Here is a 16350-nt window from a genome sequence, read left to right on the forward strand (position 1 = left end):
ATATTCAGAAAATCTTAAGATTTTAATAAGTAAAAAGCTATAAATTGGATTTTTGCTTCGCGGTATTATAATTATGGGGATATACTTAAAAGAAAGAAGATGACGCTTTTGGCTGCAAATATTTTAATAGTTGATGATGAACAAGCTATTGCCGATTTGGTTGAAGTTTATTTGAAAAATGAGAACTATAATATCTTTAAATTTTATAACGGCAAGGATGCCCTTAACTGTATTGAAAATGAAAAACTAGACCTCGCCATTTTGGATGTTATGCTCCCCGATGTAGACGGTTTTTCAATCTGTCAGCAAATCCGGGAAAAGCATAATTTTCCGGTTATCATGCTGACAGCCAAAGAAGAAGAAATCGATAAGATTACCGGGCTGACATTAGGTGCGGACGACTATATCACTAAACCGTTCCGCCCTTTGGAACTTATTGCCCGTGTAAAGGCACAGCTCCGGAGATTTACCAAATATAATTCTTCAGAGCCAAATCAAGAAGAACACTTGATTGCCTTTTCCGGCTTGGTATTGGACATGGATACCCATGAATGTATGCTGAATGAAAAAAAGCTATCTCTCACTCCTACAGAATTTTCTATTCTTTGGGTCCTTTGCTCCAATCGCGGACGGGTGGTCAGCTCGGAAGAATTGTTCCATGAAGTATGGGGAGACAAATATTTCACCAATAGCAATAATACGGTAATGGTTCATATCAGGCATTTAAGGGAAAAAATGCACGACAGCGCAGAAAATCCCAAATATATCAAAACGGTATGGGGGGTTGGCTATAAAATTGAAAAGTAAGAGAGATAAAAGAAGGAATGATTATACAAAATTAGAAAGGAAAGTATTTTTTCAAATGTTTCTGATTACAGTTGCCGCCGCTGTGACTGTTTATCTATTGCGCTATATCTTGCGTGGACAGATCGGAGATCGTATCGTTCTATTTTTAGTCAACGCTTTTCATTTTGAAAATTCGGACGCACTGACAATCTATCAGTTGGTGTTTCGCAACAATATGAACATGATCCTTTTTGTTGTAATCCTAATATTTTTAGTTATCCTTTTTCGATTCTCTGTTTCCTGGTTTACCAAATATTTCGATGAGGTCAGCGCCGGAATGGATAAACTCGCTGAGGAATCCGATGCTGAAATTACATTATCACCGGAACTGGATTTTATGGAAAATAAGCTTAATCAGATAAAAAACAACTTGGAAAAACAAAAGAAAGCCGCGCTTGATGCCGAGCAGCGCAAGAATGATTTGATAGTTTACTTGGCTCATGATATAAAGACACCTCTGACTTCTGTTATAGGATACTTAAGTCTTCTGGATGAAGCTCCTGATATGCCTCCTGAACAGAAGGCAAAATATGTCGGTATTACCTTGGAAAAAGCTTATCGATTAGAGCAGCTTATCAATGAGTTTTTTGAGATCACAAGATTTAATCTTCAAACTATTGTTTTGGATAAAGAAAAAATGAATTTACTTTTCATGCTCCAGCAGATGGCAGATGAATTCTATCCAATGCTGACTCCACAAGGAAAGCAGGTGTCCGTCAATGTGCCTGACGGCCTCACTCTGTGGGGAGATGCAGACAAACTGGCTCGTGTGTTCAATAACATTCTGAAAAATGCGATAGCCTATAGCTATGAAAACAGCGTCATTGACATTTCTGCTAAACAGCAGGACAAAAATATTGTTATAACTTTTACTAATCAGGGAAATCCAATCCCGCAGAAAAAGCTTGATAGTATTTTCGAAAAATTTTACCGATTAGATACTGCACGTTCCACAAGCACCGGTGGAGCGGGGCTGGGTTTGGCAATCGCACAAGAAATTGTCACGGCTCACGATGGAACAATTTCTGTGGAAAGCACCCCAGAGAATACTACATTTACAGTAAAGCTTCCGTTATAAGAAAATCTTAAGAAGTTCATAAGATGGAATTCCAACATAGCTCCTTGTTCTGTGGTTGAATAATATCAGCACAGAATAAGGAGTTGTTTTATTATGGTACGAAAAGTAAAAAAGAAAAAGTCAGGAATACGTATATTTGTAGCATTTCTGTTGATGGTTGTGATAGCTGTCTTTGCATGTAAATACATCATTACCCCTGTCGCCCAGCATTTATTTGAAAAATACGTCGACGATAGAACCACGTCGGTACCCTCATTGAAAATAGGGCATGACTCCGCTGTCGCTATATCGTCAGACAGGCTGAACAGTCCTAATGCGATTCTGATCCGGTTAAAAGATGATAACATCCTGATGCAAAAAAATAGCGAAGAAAAAATCTATCCTGCTTCTTTAACTAAAATGATGACAGCCATTGTTGCGATAGAAAATCTACCTGACCTGAAGGAAGAAATCAAACTTACCAATTCTACGTTTCAGGGGCTGTACGGAGCAGATGCATCAATGGCCGGTTTCCAACCAGGTGAGCAGGTCCGGGCAATCGATCTGTTATACGGCGTAATGCTGCCGAGCGGCGCGGAGTGCTGTATTGGACTTGCTGATCAGATTGCGGGATCAGAGCAGAATTTTGTGAAATTAATGAATCAAAAGGCGGCAGATCTTGGTATGGATAATACCCATTTTGAAAATGCCACCGGACTTCACAATGAAAACCATTACACAACAGTCAAAGATCTGGCTATTCTTCTAAGCTATGCTTTGCAAAATGATACTTTCCGGGAGGTTTTTACGTCGACACGTCATTCCACACGGCCTACGAATAGGCATCCTGATGGGATAGCCTTTTACAGTACCATGTTTGAAGACCTCAACAATCAAAACATTATTGGTGGAGAAATTTTAGGAGGAAAAACTGGATATACCGATGAGGCCGGTCTATGTCTCGCGAGTCTCGCCAAAGTGGGTAAACAAGAATATATTCTGATTTCAGCTGGTGCAAAAGGAGATCACCATTCGGAACAGTATAATATTACCGATGCATTAGCTGTATACAACAGCATAAGAAAATAATAAGTTCTTCATAAGAATTTATTAAGATTTTGCTAAGTTAAAATTCCAACATCGCCTGCCTGATTTCGGTAAGATGAAATTGCCGAAAGGAGGCGCGGACATGAAAAGAAAAAGAATTACTCAGCTGTTTCCATTCTTACTGCCGATCCGCAGGGTACAAAGAAAAGTAATCTTCTATACCAAGATGCACATTGACCGGAACCGCTATGCAAAAACAAAGGCTCCAGAGCTTTTGTCTTTTTGTATATATGAAACCAAATCGAAGCTTCTAAATGAAAATACAGGCTTTGATATGAAATATCATATGCCTGCCCGCATTGATCCTGATACGGCCGAGCGTATTAAACAGGCGGTTTCCGTTATTTCCCGGGCGCTCGTTTGCTCGGGATTTCGATTAAGCCGTTGCTTGGTCCATCACGATTAGGGTGGTAAAGATGAGAACCGAAAAATTAAAAACTAATAACGGCTGCCTGGCCTGGCTTTTCCTCGGGCCCAGCCTGCTGGGTTTTTCTCTTTTTTATTTGCTCCCGTTTGTCACCGGCTTTTACTATTCCCTGGTGGACAGTCCCATTAACGGTACTTTTGTCGGATTACATAATTACGGCGCTTTGTTAAAAAACCCGAGCTTTTTATTAGCTCTGGCGAATACAGCCAAGTTTACTTTAATCTGTGTACCTCTTAATATGATTCTCTCCCTGGGAGTGGCCTTGTTATTGAACCCAAAAATCCAGGGCCGGAACCTGTTTCGCACCATCATGATAACTCCTTTGGTGGTACCCGTAGCTTCGGTTGTTTTGGTCTGGCAGGCTTTCTTTGATTTAAACGGCGTTTTAAATTCCCTGATCCATGCCCTGGGTTACCCGCCCGTGGACTGGATGAAAACCAACTGGTCCAGGATGGTGGTCCTGGTGGTTTATCTATGGAAAAACATTGGTTACAGCGTAATCATGTTTCTGGCCGGATTGCAAAATATACCGGCTGAATACTACGAAGCGGCCAGAATAGACGGGGCCAGCCAACCGCAGGAGTTTTTCCGAATAACCCTGGTTTATTTGACCCCCACGACTTTTTTTGTTTTTGTTATCTCGATTATCAATTCATTTAAAGTTTTCCGGGAGACGTATCTTATCTCCGGAGAATATCCCTATAACAGCATCTATATGCTGCAGCACTACATGAACAATATGTTCATGGCTCTGGATTACCAAAAATTGACTTCTGCGGCCTTCATTATGGCTGCCTTTATCGTGGCCGTCGTTTTACTGCTTTTTATCGTGGAGAGAAAGATCACCAACCTGATTAATTAGAATCATATCTACACGAACTACAAGGAAAATTGTGCAGCGCACGGAGGGAACCACCGGAGCGCCAGATACAAGTAACTTAAAAACTTTTTTCATGGGTAGTAACAAACTTAGAACTGGTGATAGGGTGTGTGTGTGTTGAATCGTAACCACCGAATAAAAAATATACTCCGTATTACAGTTTTACTGGTACTGGCTGTCATATTCATATTTCCCCTGGCTGTAACCGTCACCAATTCATTTATGAGTGAACAGGAAATTGCTGATAATTATGACCCGGTGACGGACAAAAATTTAAGCAGCTATAACGATGACACCGCGAATCACTTCGCCCGGTTCCAGCTTATACCCGACGTGGTGGTGCTGAAGCAGTATTATAACGTACTCATCAAAAAGACCCAGTTCCTTTTCATGTTCTGGAATTCCGTGCTGATTACCTTCCCTATCGTCATTGGGCAAACGATTGTTGCAACCATGGCTGCCTATGCCTTTGCCAAGCTGAAGTTTAGAGGCAGGAATTTCTTGTTTTTTTTGTATATCATTGTGATGCTGATGCCATTCCAGGTAACTCTTGTGCCCAATTATTTAATGGCTGGCCAGCTGGGCCTGCTTAATAGCCGCTGGTCCATTATCTTTCCCGGCATCTTCAGCACCTTTGGCGTATTTCTTTTAAAACAGTATATGGAGCAAATACCGGACTCCTATATTGAAGCAGCCCGGGTGGACGGAGCCAACCAGCTCCAGATTTTCCTCAAAATCATCGTGCCCATGTCCAGGGCCGGCATAGCAGCCATGGCCATACTTGTTTTTATCGATAACTGGAACATGGTCGAACAGCCGTTGATTTTTTTACAGGATGCGGCCAAACAGCCGCTTTCACTCTATCTTTCCAGAATCATCGACGGTGAAAAAGGATTGGCCTTTGCCGCGTCCACTTTATATATGATGCCGGTGCTGCTGAACTTCCTTTACGCCGAAAAATACTTGCTGGAAGGGATCCGGCTTTCTGGAATCAAAGGCTGAGCAACTGGTGACTTGTTATATAAATTCTTGCACACTTACTCTACAAGGGCTAGTGTGTCGCTGCGCTAGTCCAGGAAGGGAGACAGAAAATTGGGGAATGAAGCAATTGCAGGTGATGCGCAAAGAAAAAAAGTGATCGGAAAGTTAAGCCTGCTGTTCCTAATGGCGATGATCGGGTTAACTTTCTTCTCCAATACCATCAATAACTTTACTCTGCCCAGGGTCCAAACGGCCCGGCCGACGAACGGGGCGTTAATCAAAGAAATATTCGGTGAAGGGACGGTCGAGGTCAAATCAACTCGGGAGGAATACGCAGATGCCAATTTGCGAGTAAAGGAGGTCATGGTGGAGCAGGGGGATAGGGTTAGCAAAGGCCAGCCCATCATCATCCTGGACGTGAACGAACTGAAGTCGAATTATCAGGATGAACAGGCCCGCTACCGGCAGCTGCAGCTGTCCCTGGCAGGGGCCCGGGAAGAGCAGGCGCAAAAACAAAGGGATTACGATAACCTGAAGTACCTGTTTGATAATGAAGCCGAAACGGCGGTGAACCTGCAAAATGCCGAAAAGAACCTGGTGGACGCGCAAAGAAACTGTGAGGACATTCAGCTTAATCTGGAAATACAGGCCAGAAAGGTGGATACCCTGGCCAAACAGGTGGCAAACAACGGCGTGTATACAGCGCCCGTGGACGGCATGATCACAGAACTGAATTTCGCCCAAGGGTCTATGACCAATAACTCCCTGCCCCTGTTTAAATTGGCTGATCTCCGGCAGGGGTTCCGGCTGATCGTGCCAATTGACAATGATTTGGTTGATTACGTCAAACCCGGAGATACGGTGAGTGTTAATATTCTCTCCCTGGGGGATAAAAGAACCGAGGGAAAAATTGACAAGATAGTTGAAAACAGCCAGCACAACGGAGAAGAAAAGGATTTGTGGATCGACGTGTCTCTGGAAGGCCTGACAGGCGGCGAAAAGGGAGAAATTTATTTAAGCAAAAAAACAAAGCCTTACGCCAACCTCGTACCTAACAGCGCGGTTTATAACGACAGCAGCGGCTCATATGTCTTCGTTCTGGAATCAAGAAAAGGACCTTTAGGTAGGTCGAACTATTTGCAAAAGGTGGAAGTAAATGTGGAAGACAGTGATAATGAAAAGTCTGCTCTCACAGATATGGTGATGGGCGAAGTGGTGATGCAAAGCAATAAACCGGTGGAGGACGGGGATAGAGTTCTGAAGGAGGCGGCAAATTGAAACCGGCCAAATCAGCCTATCCGGCCTATCTTATTCTGGCCCTGAGCATATTGGTTTTAACCTGGAGCACCGTCCTGGGGTCATCCCTGCCCGCTAAATTGGCGGATCTTGGCGGCCTGCACAAAACCAACAAAATCACCGCCACCTGGCTGAGCAACTCCCATCAGCCGGAGGCCGCCTCTTTTTCCCTGCAGAAAATGAGGCAGCTGGCTCAATACGACCTCCGGGACAATGATCTGGCTTACGCCATGGAGGCTTCAACTTCTGCCGCCTATCAAAAGAACCAGAGTCAAGCTCAGGTGCTGGGGGTGAATGACAGGTACGATCAATTCCATCAAATAAACCTAAGATCAGGCGTTTTTTTAACTTTCGAACAGGAAAACCAGCAGGTCGCCGTAATCGATGAAGATCTGGCTCAGGCTCTTTTTCAGAACTGTAATGTGGTGGGCCGGAAAATAGAACTGTATGGCCAGGAATTTAAAATAACCGGGGTGGCCGGGGCTGACCATTCCCTGATCGGGACTCTGACGGACAGGGGATACGGTACAGTGTACATACCGGTGAAAATACTGTTGGAACTGGAAGCGGATTCCCGAATAACCTCATTGGAAGTGGAAACAAAGGATGCCGGCACCACGGGCCGCAATACCGCTGTTTTGGAAACGGCCCTGGCCTCAATCGGCCAGGACCCCGCCAACTACAAAATCATCGATTATAACGTGGCGGGTCTCCTGATGGAACAAAATAACCTGCTGCGCAATTTCGTGGCGGGGATGGTGGCAATTGTGATAATTTTCGGCCTGCTCAGGCGAAAAATAAGGGGTATTTATCATTTCTGCCGCCTGAGACTCCGGGATAAATATTGGTCGGAGATGATCAAGGGGGACGCCGCCAGGCTTGTGCTTGGTATGGCGGAGGTATTAGCGCTTGTTGCGGTGTTGCTGCTGCTATGGAAATTAATCAGATTTACCTTATATATTCCGCCGGAAAACATACCTAATGAACTTATTGATGTTTCATTTTGGGCTGACCTCATTAAAAACGGGATTCAAACCGGGCTGCAAAGCGCCGGATATGTAGCGCCGCCAGGAGAGGTTCAGTTGAATGTCCTTAATACCATCCAGAACTGGAACTTGTTTTTAAACATCTTTCTTGGTTGGCCGCTGTTCTTGCTGGGACTTTACCAGATCAAGCTGTTGAAGGAAAAACTACTCAAAGTTGAAGTGTTTTGCAGCGTTTTCATGCTGGCCGCCTTAAGCCTGGGCACCGCCTTGCTGTTGATAATAAAAATGCCTCCTGTCATAGAGACCGGGGAGGTGTTGCTGGTATTTAGCTCTATATTTTTAACCGTAAGTAAGAGGTCAGGGGACACACCTGCTGAAGCTCGGGTTAACATTTAGGAAACAGGAATGTCCCCAAATAATAGGAGGGCAGCGGATGGCGAGTTTATATCTGAAAAATCTATCTAAGACCTACCCCGGCAGAGTTATGGCAGTCAGGGATTTCTCTCTGGAAATAAAGGATCAAGAATTCTTAATCCTGGTAGGTCCCTCCGGCTGTGGCAAAACAACCGTTTTAAGGATGATTGCCGGGCTGGAGGAAATTTCATCCGGTGAATTATATATTGATGACCGGCTGGTTAATGACGTGGCTGCCAAGGACCGGGATATCGCCATGGTTTTTCAAAATTATGCTCTTTATCCCCATCTATCGGTCTATGACAATATGGCTTTTGGACTTAAGTTGAGAAAGATACCCAAGGCTGAAATCAGGAAAAATGTGCAGGAAGCGGCCAGGATTCTTGCACTTGAAGATCTTCTGAAACGCAAACCCAAGGAACTTTCCGGTGGGCAAAGGCAAAGGGTGGCCCTGGGACGGGCCATTGTTAGGAAACCCAAGGTTTTCCTGATGGATGAGCCTCTGTCCAACCTGGATGCGCAGTTGAGAGCCCAGATGAGAATAGAGATTGCCAAGCTCCATAAAAATCTGCAGACAACTTTTGTTTATGTAACCCATGATCAAACCGAAGCCATGACCATGGGCACCAGAATCGTGGTGATGAAGGATGGCCTGATCCAGCAAATTGACAGCCCGCAATCCATCTATGACCACCCGGTCAATATGTTTGTGGCCGGTTTTCTCGGTAGCCCCGGGATGAACTTTCTGGAAGTTTTAATTATAGAGCAAAACGGCTGTATTTTTGCCAAACTGGCTGACGCCCTACTGCCTGTTCCCGCTGCCGGGGGACAAAAGTTAAAAGAGCAGGGGTATCTGGACCAGGAAGTGGTCCTGGGGATAAGAGCGGAGCATCTCTGCGGAAACGGAGATTTTTTGGACCGCCATCCCGAGTGTGCTTTGCGCGGGAGGCTGGAGTTTACCGAATTGAGAGGGGCTGAAACTTACCATTATGTAAGGATAGCTGGCAGAGAGGTGGTTGTCAGGGTGAGTCCGGAGTTGCCCGCCGAAACCGGACAGGAAGTCAGGGTGGGTTTTAATATGTCCAAGGCCCATTTTTTCGATCAAGAAAGTGAGGTGAACGTCAAATCTCTACTGAATTCTGGCTCCTGAATTCTGAATACTTAAAGAAAAGGGGTGTTTTGATGATAAAAAACAAATGCGGAGTTGTCCTAATCCTGGTTCTGGTCCTCGGTATGGGGGTATTTACCGCCGGCTGCGGCAATACTCAGGCTGCCAGGGAAGATAATAATCCTAATTCCCTGACCATTGCGGTTGTGACCAAAGATATGTACCTGGATACGGCAGTAAAAAAGTTTGAGGAACTTCATCCCGGCGTCAGTGTGGAAGTGAAAGAATACACCTCCAGTACTTCGGAAAAAGGTGAAGGTGTCAGGGCGGCAGATCCCGGCGATATTGAAAAATATGTCACGACTATGAATACCCAGCTCATGTCCGGCCAGGGCAGCGATATAATTTTATTAAACAACCTGCCCTATCAGACCTATGCGGATAAGAATCTTTTAGTTGACTTGGGGGGGCTGATGCAGTCGGATCAAAGCTTCGACAGGGGCAAATACTACCAAAATATTTTCAAGGCTTTAGAATATAAAGATAAACTATATGGGCTGCCGGTTAATATCGGTATCGATATGATTGCCGCCGATAGAACCTTACTGGCTGATTCCCAGGTGCAAATCGACGATAGCAACTGGGATTGGAACGATTTTGTCAAGACGGCGGAAAAGGTCATTAACGACAAGCAAAACGGGGGAACCCAGGAGATGTATGCCTTGGCCGGGATGGATGAAAAAAGACTGATTATGACTCTGGTTAAAGAAAACTATGACAACCTGGTCGATCCGGAGAAGGAAACAGCCAATTTTACCGGCCAGGAATTTCTTGATTTACTTTCCTTAAGTAAATATCTGATTGACCACAAACTGGTTAATACGGATACAGCCCAGACCAACATTATGGACATGGCCTCCCGGGGTAAACTTGTTTTTAATTTCACTTCTCTTAGTGGGTTTTGGGACCTGCAAGTGGCCAAGGCGATTTTCAGCGAGGGTGTTCAGCTTTTAAAGCCCCCCGGAAACGTGTTCTTTTCCACGGACTCTATGTATGGAATCAGCAGTAAATCAGCCAATCAAGAACTGGCCTGGGAATTTTTAAAATTTTTGGTCTCTGATGATATGATGACTCAGGGAGGAATGCCGATTAATAAGAGTGTGCTTCCCCAGATTGCCCAGAATTTCACCCAGGCTATCCAAAAAAGGGGCGGGAAAATGATGATCAAGGACGACGGCATTCCAGCTCAACCTATAACACTGCAACCCCCCACCCAGGAGGATGTGGATTACATGGAAAACCTGCTGAGTCAAGCGAAGGTCTACATCGGAACGGACCAGAAGATTATTTCCATTGTTCAGGAGGAAACCGCGGCCTTCCTTACAGGACAGAAGACAGCGGAAACGACTGCCCAATTGATTCAGGACAGGGTGAGCACATACTTAAATGAATAATAGGAAAAGAATAAGTTCTTCATAAGAATTTATTAAGATTTTGATAAGTTGAAATTCCAACATCGCCTGCCTGATTTCGATAAGATGAAATTGTCGAATCGGACAGGCTTTTAACATTCCTGAAAGGAGGCATGGACATGAAAAGGAAAAGAATTACTCAATTGTTTCCATTCTTACTACCGATCCGCAGGACACAAAGAAAATTATTCTTCTATGCCAAGATGTGCTTTGACCGGAACCACTATGCAAAAGCAAAGGATCCAGAGTTTTTGCCTTTTTGCATATATGAAACCAAGTCGAAGCTTCTAAATGACAATACGGGCTTTGATATAAAATATCAGGAAAACAAGGTGTTTAATCTGCGCCTTGCCGCGGAGCCTGTAAATGGCATATTAATATGCCCTGGTGAAACATTTTCATTTTGGCAGCGTGTGAGATATGCCGAGAAAAATGAGCGGTATAAGGACGGTTTGTGCATGGTAAATGGCGAATTGGTCACGGTTCCGGGAGGCGGTTTGTGTCATCTCAGCAATTTTCTGTTCTGGCTGTTTCTGCATACTCCGCTCACCATTGTAGAACGGCATCCTCATCAGATTAAGGATTTTCCTTCTCCTGATGAGGATGAACCGGATGGTGTGGACGCTACGGTCCGCGAAGGGTGGTTGGATTTAAAGGTCAAAAACAACACCAATCTTACCTTCCAAATTAAGATATCCCTCAATGGACCTTACATTTATGGCTCTATTTTTATAGATCAGGCCATAGGGCATCGTTACGGGATTATTAATCGCGAAAAGAGCTATTTCAAAAAAGAAGGGAAAACCTTTGAGCGGGTTTCTGTCTGTCAGCAGAAGATAGACATCAAATCCAAACAAGTTATTTCAGAAAACCTGCTTTATACGGACGTATATGAAGTCGGGTATCCGCTTCCGGAAGAAACTGCTATCGCAGAAGTAAAGAAGTGATTGTTATGAAAAAAAAAGTTGCCGTTTTATTCGGCGGATGCTTTACAGAGTTTGAATTTTACTTGTTATATAATTTATGAAAGGATAAATCTAAATCATGGCAAAAATGGGAATTTCAATTTATGGATGCGGGCAGGACGAGGCCGTTTTGTTCCGAGAGATGGCGCCTCGCTTTGGCGTTATGCCAACTATCACAGATGCAGCGGTATCTGAAGTTAACATTGAACTGGCATTTGGAAATCGATGCATCAGCGTCGGTCATAAAACTCAAATCACAAATTCCATTCTTCTTGCGCTCAGCCAAGCCGGTGTAAAGTATATCTCCACAAGAAGTATTGGATATAACCATATTAATGTAAAATGCGCGGAGAGCGTTGGCATTTCCGTTGAAAATGTCGCTTATTCGCCCGATAGCGTGGCTGATTACACATTAATGCTGATGCTGATGGCGGTGCGAAATGCAAAATCCATTATCAGACGTGCAGATATTCATGATTTCAGATTGAATGATGTACGCGGGAAAGAATTACGCGATATGACCATTGGGGTAATTGGAACAGGACGCATTGGGGCAGCAGTTATGGACAGGCTGCGGGGCTTTGGCTGCCACATATTAGCCTATGACCATCGTCCCCAAACCTCTGCCGATTACGTTCCTCTTGATGAATTGTTACAGCAGAGCGATATTGTAACGCTCCATACACCACTTAACGCGGATACAAACCATCTTTTTAATCGTCAACGTATCGAGCAGATGAAGCACGGCGCGTTTATTATCAATACTGGACGCGGTTCACTTCTTGATACCGAGGCTCTTATTTCCGCGTTGGAAAGCGGTAAACTAGGCGGTGCAGCGTTGGATGTCCTCGAAGGAGAGGAAGGAGTATTCTACTTTGACTACAGAAACAAACCCATTGAAAGCAAACTGTTGTTGCGGTTACAAAAATTACCGAATGTGCTTATTACTCCGCACACCGCCTATTACACAGAACACACCTTGAGCGATACTGTTGAAAATACTATTATCAATTGCCTGAAATTTGAAAGGAGAAAGCAGCATGGATAGGTTGAAAATCGCAATTATATTCGGAGGCTGTTCCGAAGAACATCCCATCTCCGTTAAATCTGCGCAAGAGGTCGCAAAAAACCTTGATATCGAAAAGTATGAACCGTTCTATATCGGGATTACGAAAAATGGTGTTTGGAAGCTTTGTCACTGCCCTGACGCAAATTGGGAAAACGGCAGTTGCCGGAGGGCTATGCTGTCACCGGACAGAAGCGTACACGGATTGCTTGTTCTGGAGCAGGGACAATACAAAACGATCCGTTTGGATATGGTGTTTCCCGTTCTGCATGGCAAACTTGGCGAGGATGGTGCGATGCAAGGTTTGTTGGAGCTTTCCGGCATCCCCTATGTAGGCTGCGATGTCCAAAGTTCTGCTCTGTGTATGGACAAATCCCTTGCTTATATCGTCGCCAGAAACGCGGGAATTGCTACGCCAAATTTCTGGACTGTCACGGCGAACGAGAATATTGATGCCGACCGGCTTACTTATCCCGTTTTTGTAAAGCCGGCCCGTTCGGGTTCATCTTTCGGCGTCAGTAAGGTATGTCGAAAAGAAGAATTGCTGAGTGCAGTGGAAACCGCAAGACAGTATGACTCGAAGGTGTTGATTGAAGAGGCTGTCGTCGGCAGCGAGGTAGGATGTGCGATATTAGGGAACGATATGGATTTGATTGCAGGCGAGGTAGATCGAATTTGTCTATCTCATGGTTTTTTCAGAATCCATCAGGAGAATAAGCCTGAAAACGGTTCCGAAAACTCAACAGTAATCGTTCCCGCTGACATTTCGGCAGAGGCGCGCTTACTCGTTCAGGAGACAGCAAAAGCGGTATATCGCGCCTTGGGTTGCAGGGGACTTTCGCGGGTGGATATGTTCCTGAAGGAAGATGGAAAAGTAATACTTAACGAGGTTAATACTTTGCCCGGTATGACCTCATACAGCCGTTATCCGAGAATGATGGCAGCCGCAGGGTTAACCTTTGCCGAAGTGATCGAGCGGATTGTGTCGTTGACATGGAAAGGAAAAAGACGATGAAAAATGATTTTGTCTTTGTAGACGAGTTTGTATCCGGAATACGTTGGGATGCTAAATACGCCACATGGGATAATTTTACCGGAAAACCGGTGGACGGATATGCAGCAAATCGAATTGTCGGTACGAGAGCTTTGTGCAGAGCCCTGGAAAAAGCACGAGAAAACGCCGCATCCTTTGGCTTTGGCTTGCTTCTTTGGGATGGTTATCGCCCTCAATGCGCCGTAGATTGTTTTCTGCGCTGGTCAAAACAGCCGGAAGATGGCCGGACGAAACCAAAACACTATCCGAATATTGACAGATCCGAGATAGTTGAAAAAGGATATGTGTCCGCTAAGTCGGGACACAGTCGGGGCAGCGCAATTGACTTAACGCTTTATTATTTAGCTACCGGTACACTTGTTCCAATGGGCGGTGACTTTGATTTGATGGATTCAGTCTCACATCATGGAGCAAAAGGAATCACGCAAGTCGAAGCGAGAAACCGTCAATACCTTTGTTCTATCATGGAGGCCTGCGGTTTTATTTCATACGATTGCGAGTGGTGGCATTACATGCTGAAACACGAACCTTATCCAAACACTTATTTTGATTTTCCCATCAAATAGTTGAGCCGGCCAAAGAAATTGCCAAAAGCGTTGAAAGTATTTTATGATTCAAAAAGAAAGGCGATACCCGCCAACAAAATCAGATGAAGTAGCTGAGGCATCTTTTTTTACCTAACTTCTCAGAAAATCTGCCACCTATTGATAAAAAGGATTTTATCAATAGGTGGTTTCTGTTTTGAGAGGTGTTTTGCGACTGCACTTTTACTATATCACTCCAGAGGAAATTAATTGTGTATGATAGTACTGACGTTTTTTGGAAACTTTCACTTAATCCCTATGATTTTACATATTATATATTATCAAAGGATACTTCAAAATCACAGACGGTAATGGGAGATGAAATAAATGACAGATTTTAAAAGTAATTATACTCCATGTATTTTTCCAAACTCAATTACACAGGTTGCCGATATGCCCTATGCCTTGTATCTATCGCTTCAAGGAAAATATTTTGTAGGGTATGCACCTGACGTGCAATTCGTTAAAGGTAAATACGGATGGGCAGGACTAGTAAATCCTGATCATTCCTGCGTAAATCTTCATGTCTATGTATGGACAGTTACCAATTTCGGCGAATCTCCATTAAGTGCAGAAATATGGTTTAATACCAATACTCCAGAAAACTCAGTAATATCTGAGTTTACATCGCCAGCTAACACCGCTATCTGTCCTCTGCCACGGCCAAAGGTAGGAATACTTCAAGCAAATAATGTCAGCGGTCATCCGCAATGCGGTAATAGAATATCTGTCAAAAAAGTTCTTTCTGAGGTTACAATCGTCGGTGAAGAAGTCGGCAGATTTATCTTTCCGCCAGGAGGATCTTTTAGTGTTTTATTATCCAATGCCGAAGCATCAAGTCAATCAGGAATAGCAAATCTTGCTTTCGGATGGTGGGAAGAAGAAATAAAGTAGTTTATAAAAGGAGGTATTATTAAAATGAAAAGCTGCAAGAAAAATGCTATACTTCTGACCAATCCGATAACCCAAATTGCCGGCATGCCCTATTCCCTATACCTGTCACTCCAGGGGAAATATTTTTCAGGCTTTACGGGAAAATTGGCGTTTGGAAATGGTAACAATGCCTGGGCCGGTTTATTGAATCCAGTCAATTCCAGAGTCAATTTGCACCTATATTTCTGGGAGGTATCCAATATAGGTCCATCACCTGTTCGGGCACGAATATATTTCAATTCCTACCCTCCTGGACAAAGAACAATAGTGAAAACGGTATTTCAAGGTAACACTACGCTATGTCCGCCACCAAAACCGAGAATAAGACTATATCAGGCATCAGATGTAGCCGGTGAGCCAGAGGGAGGGGTCAGAGTATTTGTAAGAAGAGCTTTACCTGAAGTTACAATCGGTGATGAAGAGGTGGGCAAATTCATATTTCCACCTGGAGGGTCCTTTGTAATTTTCTTATCTAATCCGGAGACACCGGATGAACCTGCAAGTGCAACCCTTGGTTTTTCATGGTGGGAAGAAGAGGTAAATTGCCAATAAAAAAGGTGAGCATAAAATAGTAGGGCATTTTATTCAGTTTTAGGTACTGGGAAAAAACTTACCGGTTCCCATTGTCCATATAATATACTAATATTGATAAAAAATAGGCTAGATAGGTTGACATCTTTTTTGACCTAACTTTTCATAATTTTTATCGAAAGAAGTCGATTGCGGTTAGCGGTTGGCTTCTTTGTATTTAGATGGAAATCTGTATGACCAGTGGGAATCTTTATTCAATCCAGAGGCTTTCCGAAGATAATTTGGACTTTAGGAAGATTTATTAATCAGGCAGTTAAATATGTCATACATAGGAAGGAATCGTCGATTAATATTTTTTTCGGGAATGTTCTTTGGCAAGGGTGAAGGCCCGTGATGAGGACCAAAGAGCTGAAAATCATTCAGGCATAGCCATACTGAACAAAAACAGAACATTGGAATCGTGGAGACCTGCCATAAAATGGCGGTTTTTTAATTTTTTTAAAAATACATTACTTTCGTCACATGTAAAGCAAAAAAATTTACGATAGAATCCACCATAGGAAATAGTGTATTTTGTGGTCAGTCTTTCGGAAGGAGAATCCCTGGACGAAAGGGGGTATGAACTCAAAATAGCTAATAAAAG

Annotated in this window: 16 protein-coding genes; all 16 read left to right on the forward strand. The window is 43.7% G+C overall.

Going from position 1 to position 16350, the window contains the following annotated elements; translation table 11 throughout:
• Positions 1-99 precede the first annotated feature (99 nt).
• The 16 genes from vanR to DCMF_RS02765 all read left to right on the forward strand — a co-directional run bounded on the left by vanR (position 100) and on the right by DCMF_RS02765 (position 15728).
• A complete protein-coding gene (gene vanR / locus DCMF_RS02690; protein WP_418219618.1) occupies positions 100-807 on the forward strand; it encodes a VanR-ABDEGLN family response regulator transcription factor in 708 nt (235 codons plus the stop codon).
• Positions 785-1924: a vancomycin resistance histidine kinase VanS gene (gene vanS / locus DCMF_RS02695; RefSeq protein WP_418219619.1), complete on the forward strand. Its 1140-nt coding sequence runs from the start codon at positions 785-787 to the stop codon at positions 1922-1924. Before vanR ends, vanS begins: the two co-directional genes overlap by 23 nt.
• Before the next feature lie 93 nt (positions 1925-2017).
• The gene (locus DCMF_RS02700) at positions 2018-2992 is read left to right on the forward strand and encodes a D-alanyl-D-alanine carboxypeptidase family protein (RefSeq protein WP_148133007.1); all 975 of its coding nucleotides are present in this window, start codon (positions 2018-2020) and stop codon (positions 2990-2992) included.
• A gap of 100 nt (positions 2993-3092) precedes the next feature.
• A complete protein-coding gene (locus tag DCMF_RS30420) occupies positions 3093-3416 on the forward strand; it encodes a hypothetical protein (RefSeq protein ID WP_418219620.1) in 324 nt (107 codons plus the stop codon).
• Positions 3417-3426: 10 nt separating this feature from the next.
• Complete coding sequence (locus DCMF_RS02710) at positions 3427-4299, forward strand: carbohydrate ABC transporter permease (RefSeq protein WP_148133008.1); 873 nt, start codon at positions 3427-3429, stop codon at positions 4297-4299.
• 135 nt (positions 4300-4434) lie between these two features.
• On the forward strand, positions 4435-5319 hold the full coding sequence (locus tag DCMF_RS02715; RefSeq protein ID WP_148133009.1) for a carbohydrate ABC transporter permease: 885 nt from the start codon (positions 4435-4437) through the stop codon (positions 5317-5319).
• Positions 5320-5409: 90 nt separating this feature from the next.
• Complete coding sequence (locus DCMF_RS02720) at positions 5410-6576, forward strand: efflux RND transporter periplasmic adaptor subunit (protein WP_148133010.1); 1167 nt, start codon at positions 5410-5412, stop codon at positions 6574-6576.
• Positions 6573-7976 (forward strand): ABC transporter permease, encoded by a 1404-nt coding sequence (locus DCMF_RS02725; protein WP_148133011.1) that lies wholly within the window; start codon positions 6573-6575, stop codon positions 7974-7976. The genes DCMF_RS02720 and DCMF_RS02725 overlap by 4 nt, the downstream gene beginning before the upstream one ends.
• Before the next feature lie 37 nt (positions 7977-8013).
• Complete coding sequence (locus DCMF_RS02730; protein WP_148133012.1) at positions 8014-9144, forward strand: ABC transporter ATP-binding protein; 1131 nt, start codon at positions 8014-8016, stop codon at positions 9142-9144.
• A gap of 32 nt (positions 9145-9176) precedes the next feature.
• Positions 9177-10556, forward strand: coding sequence for an ABC transporter substrate-binding protein (locus DCMF_RS02735; protein ID WP_148133013.1), 1380 nt, complete (start codon positions 9177-9179; stop codon positions 10554-10556).
• Positions 10557-10693: 137 nt separating this feature from the next.
• Entirely contained in the window at positions 10694-11521 is an 828-nt protein-coding gene (gene vanW / locus DCMF_RS02740; protein ID WP_148133014.1) for a glycopeptide resistance accessory protein VanW, read from the forward strand.
• Between the two features lie 97 nt (positions 11522-11618).
• Positions 11619-12587, forward strand: a complete 969-nt coding sequence (gene vanH, locus DCMF_RS02745) for a D-lactate dehydrogenase VanH (RefSeq protein WP_148133015.1) — start codon at positions 11619-11621, stop codon at positions 12585-12587.
• Positions 12580-13620 carry a D-alanine--(R)-lactate ligase VanI gene (gene vanI, locus DCMF_RS02750; protein ID WP_148133016.1) on the forward strand — a complete coding sequence of 347 codons (1041 nt, stop codon included), beginning with the start codon at positions 12580-12582 and terminating at the stop codon, positions 13618-13620. The genes vanH and vanI overlap by 8 nt, the downstream gene beginning before the upstream one ends.
• Positions 13617-14225 (forward strand): D-Ala-D-Ala dipeptidase VanX, encoded by a 609-nt coding sequence (vanX, locus tag DCMF_RS02755; protein WP_148133017.1) that lies wholly within the window; start codon positions 13617-13619, stop codon positions 14223-14225. The genes vanI and vanX overlap by 4 nt, the downstream gene beginning before the upstream one ends.
• A 345-nt stretch (positions 14226-14570) precedes the next feature.
• Positions 14571-15137, forward strand: a complete 567-nt coding sequence (locus tag DCMF_RS02760; RefSeq protein ID WP_148133018.1) for a DUF6143 family protein — start codon at positions 14571-14573, stop codon at positions 15135-15137.
• A gap of 24 nt (positions 15138-15161) precedes the next feature.
• Positions 15162-15728, forward strand: coding sequence for a DUF6143 family protein (locus DCMF_RS02765; protein WP_148133019.1), 567 nt, complete (start codon positions 15162-15164; stop codon positions 15726-15728).
• Positions 15729-16350: the final 622 nt, after the last annotated feature.

Source organism: Candidatus Formimonas warabiya, assembly GCF_002777255.1.
GTDB lineage: Bacteria > Bacillota > Dehalobacteriia > Dehalobacteriales > Dehalobacteriaceae > Formimonas > Formimonas warabiya.

Bases quoted from the DNA above. Each gene is read 5' to 3' on its own strand.
- vanR (WP_418219618.1), top strand. From the start codon at position 100: ATGACGCTTTTGGCTGCAAATATTTTAATAGTTGATGATGAACAAGCT.
- DCMF_RS02700 (WP_148133007.1), top strand. From the start codon at position 2,018: ATGGTACGAAAAGTAAAAAAGAAAAAGTCAGGAATACGTATATTTGTA.
- DCMF_RS30420 (WP_418219620.1), top strand. From the start codon at position 3,093: ATGAAAAGAAAAAGAATTACTCAGCTGTTTCCATTCTTACTGCCGATC.
- DCMF_RS02710 (WP_148133008.1), top strand. From the start codon at position 3,427: ATGAGAACCGAAAAATTAAAAACTAATAACGGCTGCCTGGCCTGGCTT.
- DCMF_RS02730 (WP_148133012.1), top strand. From the start codon at position 8,014: ATGGCGAGTTTATATCTGAAAAATCTATCTAAGACCTACCCCGGCAGA.
- DCMF_RS02735 (WP_148133013.1), top strand. From the start codon at position 9,177: ATGATAAAAAACAAATGCGGAGTTGTCCTAATCCTGGTTCTGGTCCTC.
- vanW (WP_148133014.1), top strand. From the start codon at position 10,694: ATGAAAAGGAAAAGAATTACTCAATTGTTTCCATTCTTACTACCGATC.
- vanH (WP_148133015.1), top strand. From the start codon at position 11,619: ATGGCAAAAATGGGAATTTCAATTTATGGATGCGGGCAGGACGAGGCC.
- vanI (WP_148133016.1), top strand. From the start codon at position 12,580: ATGGATAGGTTGAAAATCGCAATTATATTCGGAGGCTGTTCCGAAGAA.
- vanX (WP_148133017.1), top strand. From the start codon at position 13,617: ATGAAAAATGATTTTGTCTTTGTAGACGAGTTTGTATCCGGAATACGT.
- DCMF_RS02760 (WP_148133018.1), top strand. From the start codon at position 14,571: ATGACAGATTTTAAAAGTAATTATACTCCATGTATTTTTCCAAACTCA.
- DCMF_RS02765 (WP_148133019.1), top strand. From the start codon at position 15,162: ATGAAAAGCTGCAAGAAAAATGCTATACTTCTGACCAATCCGATAACC.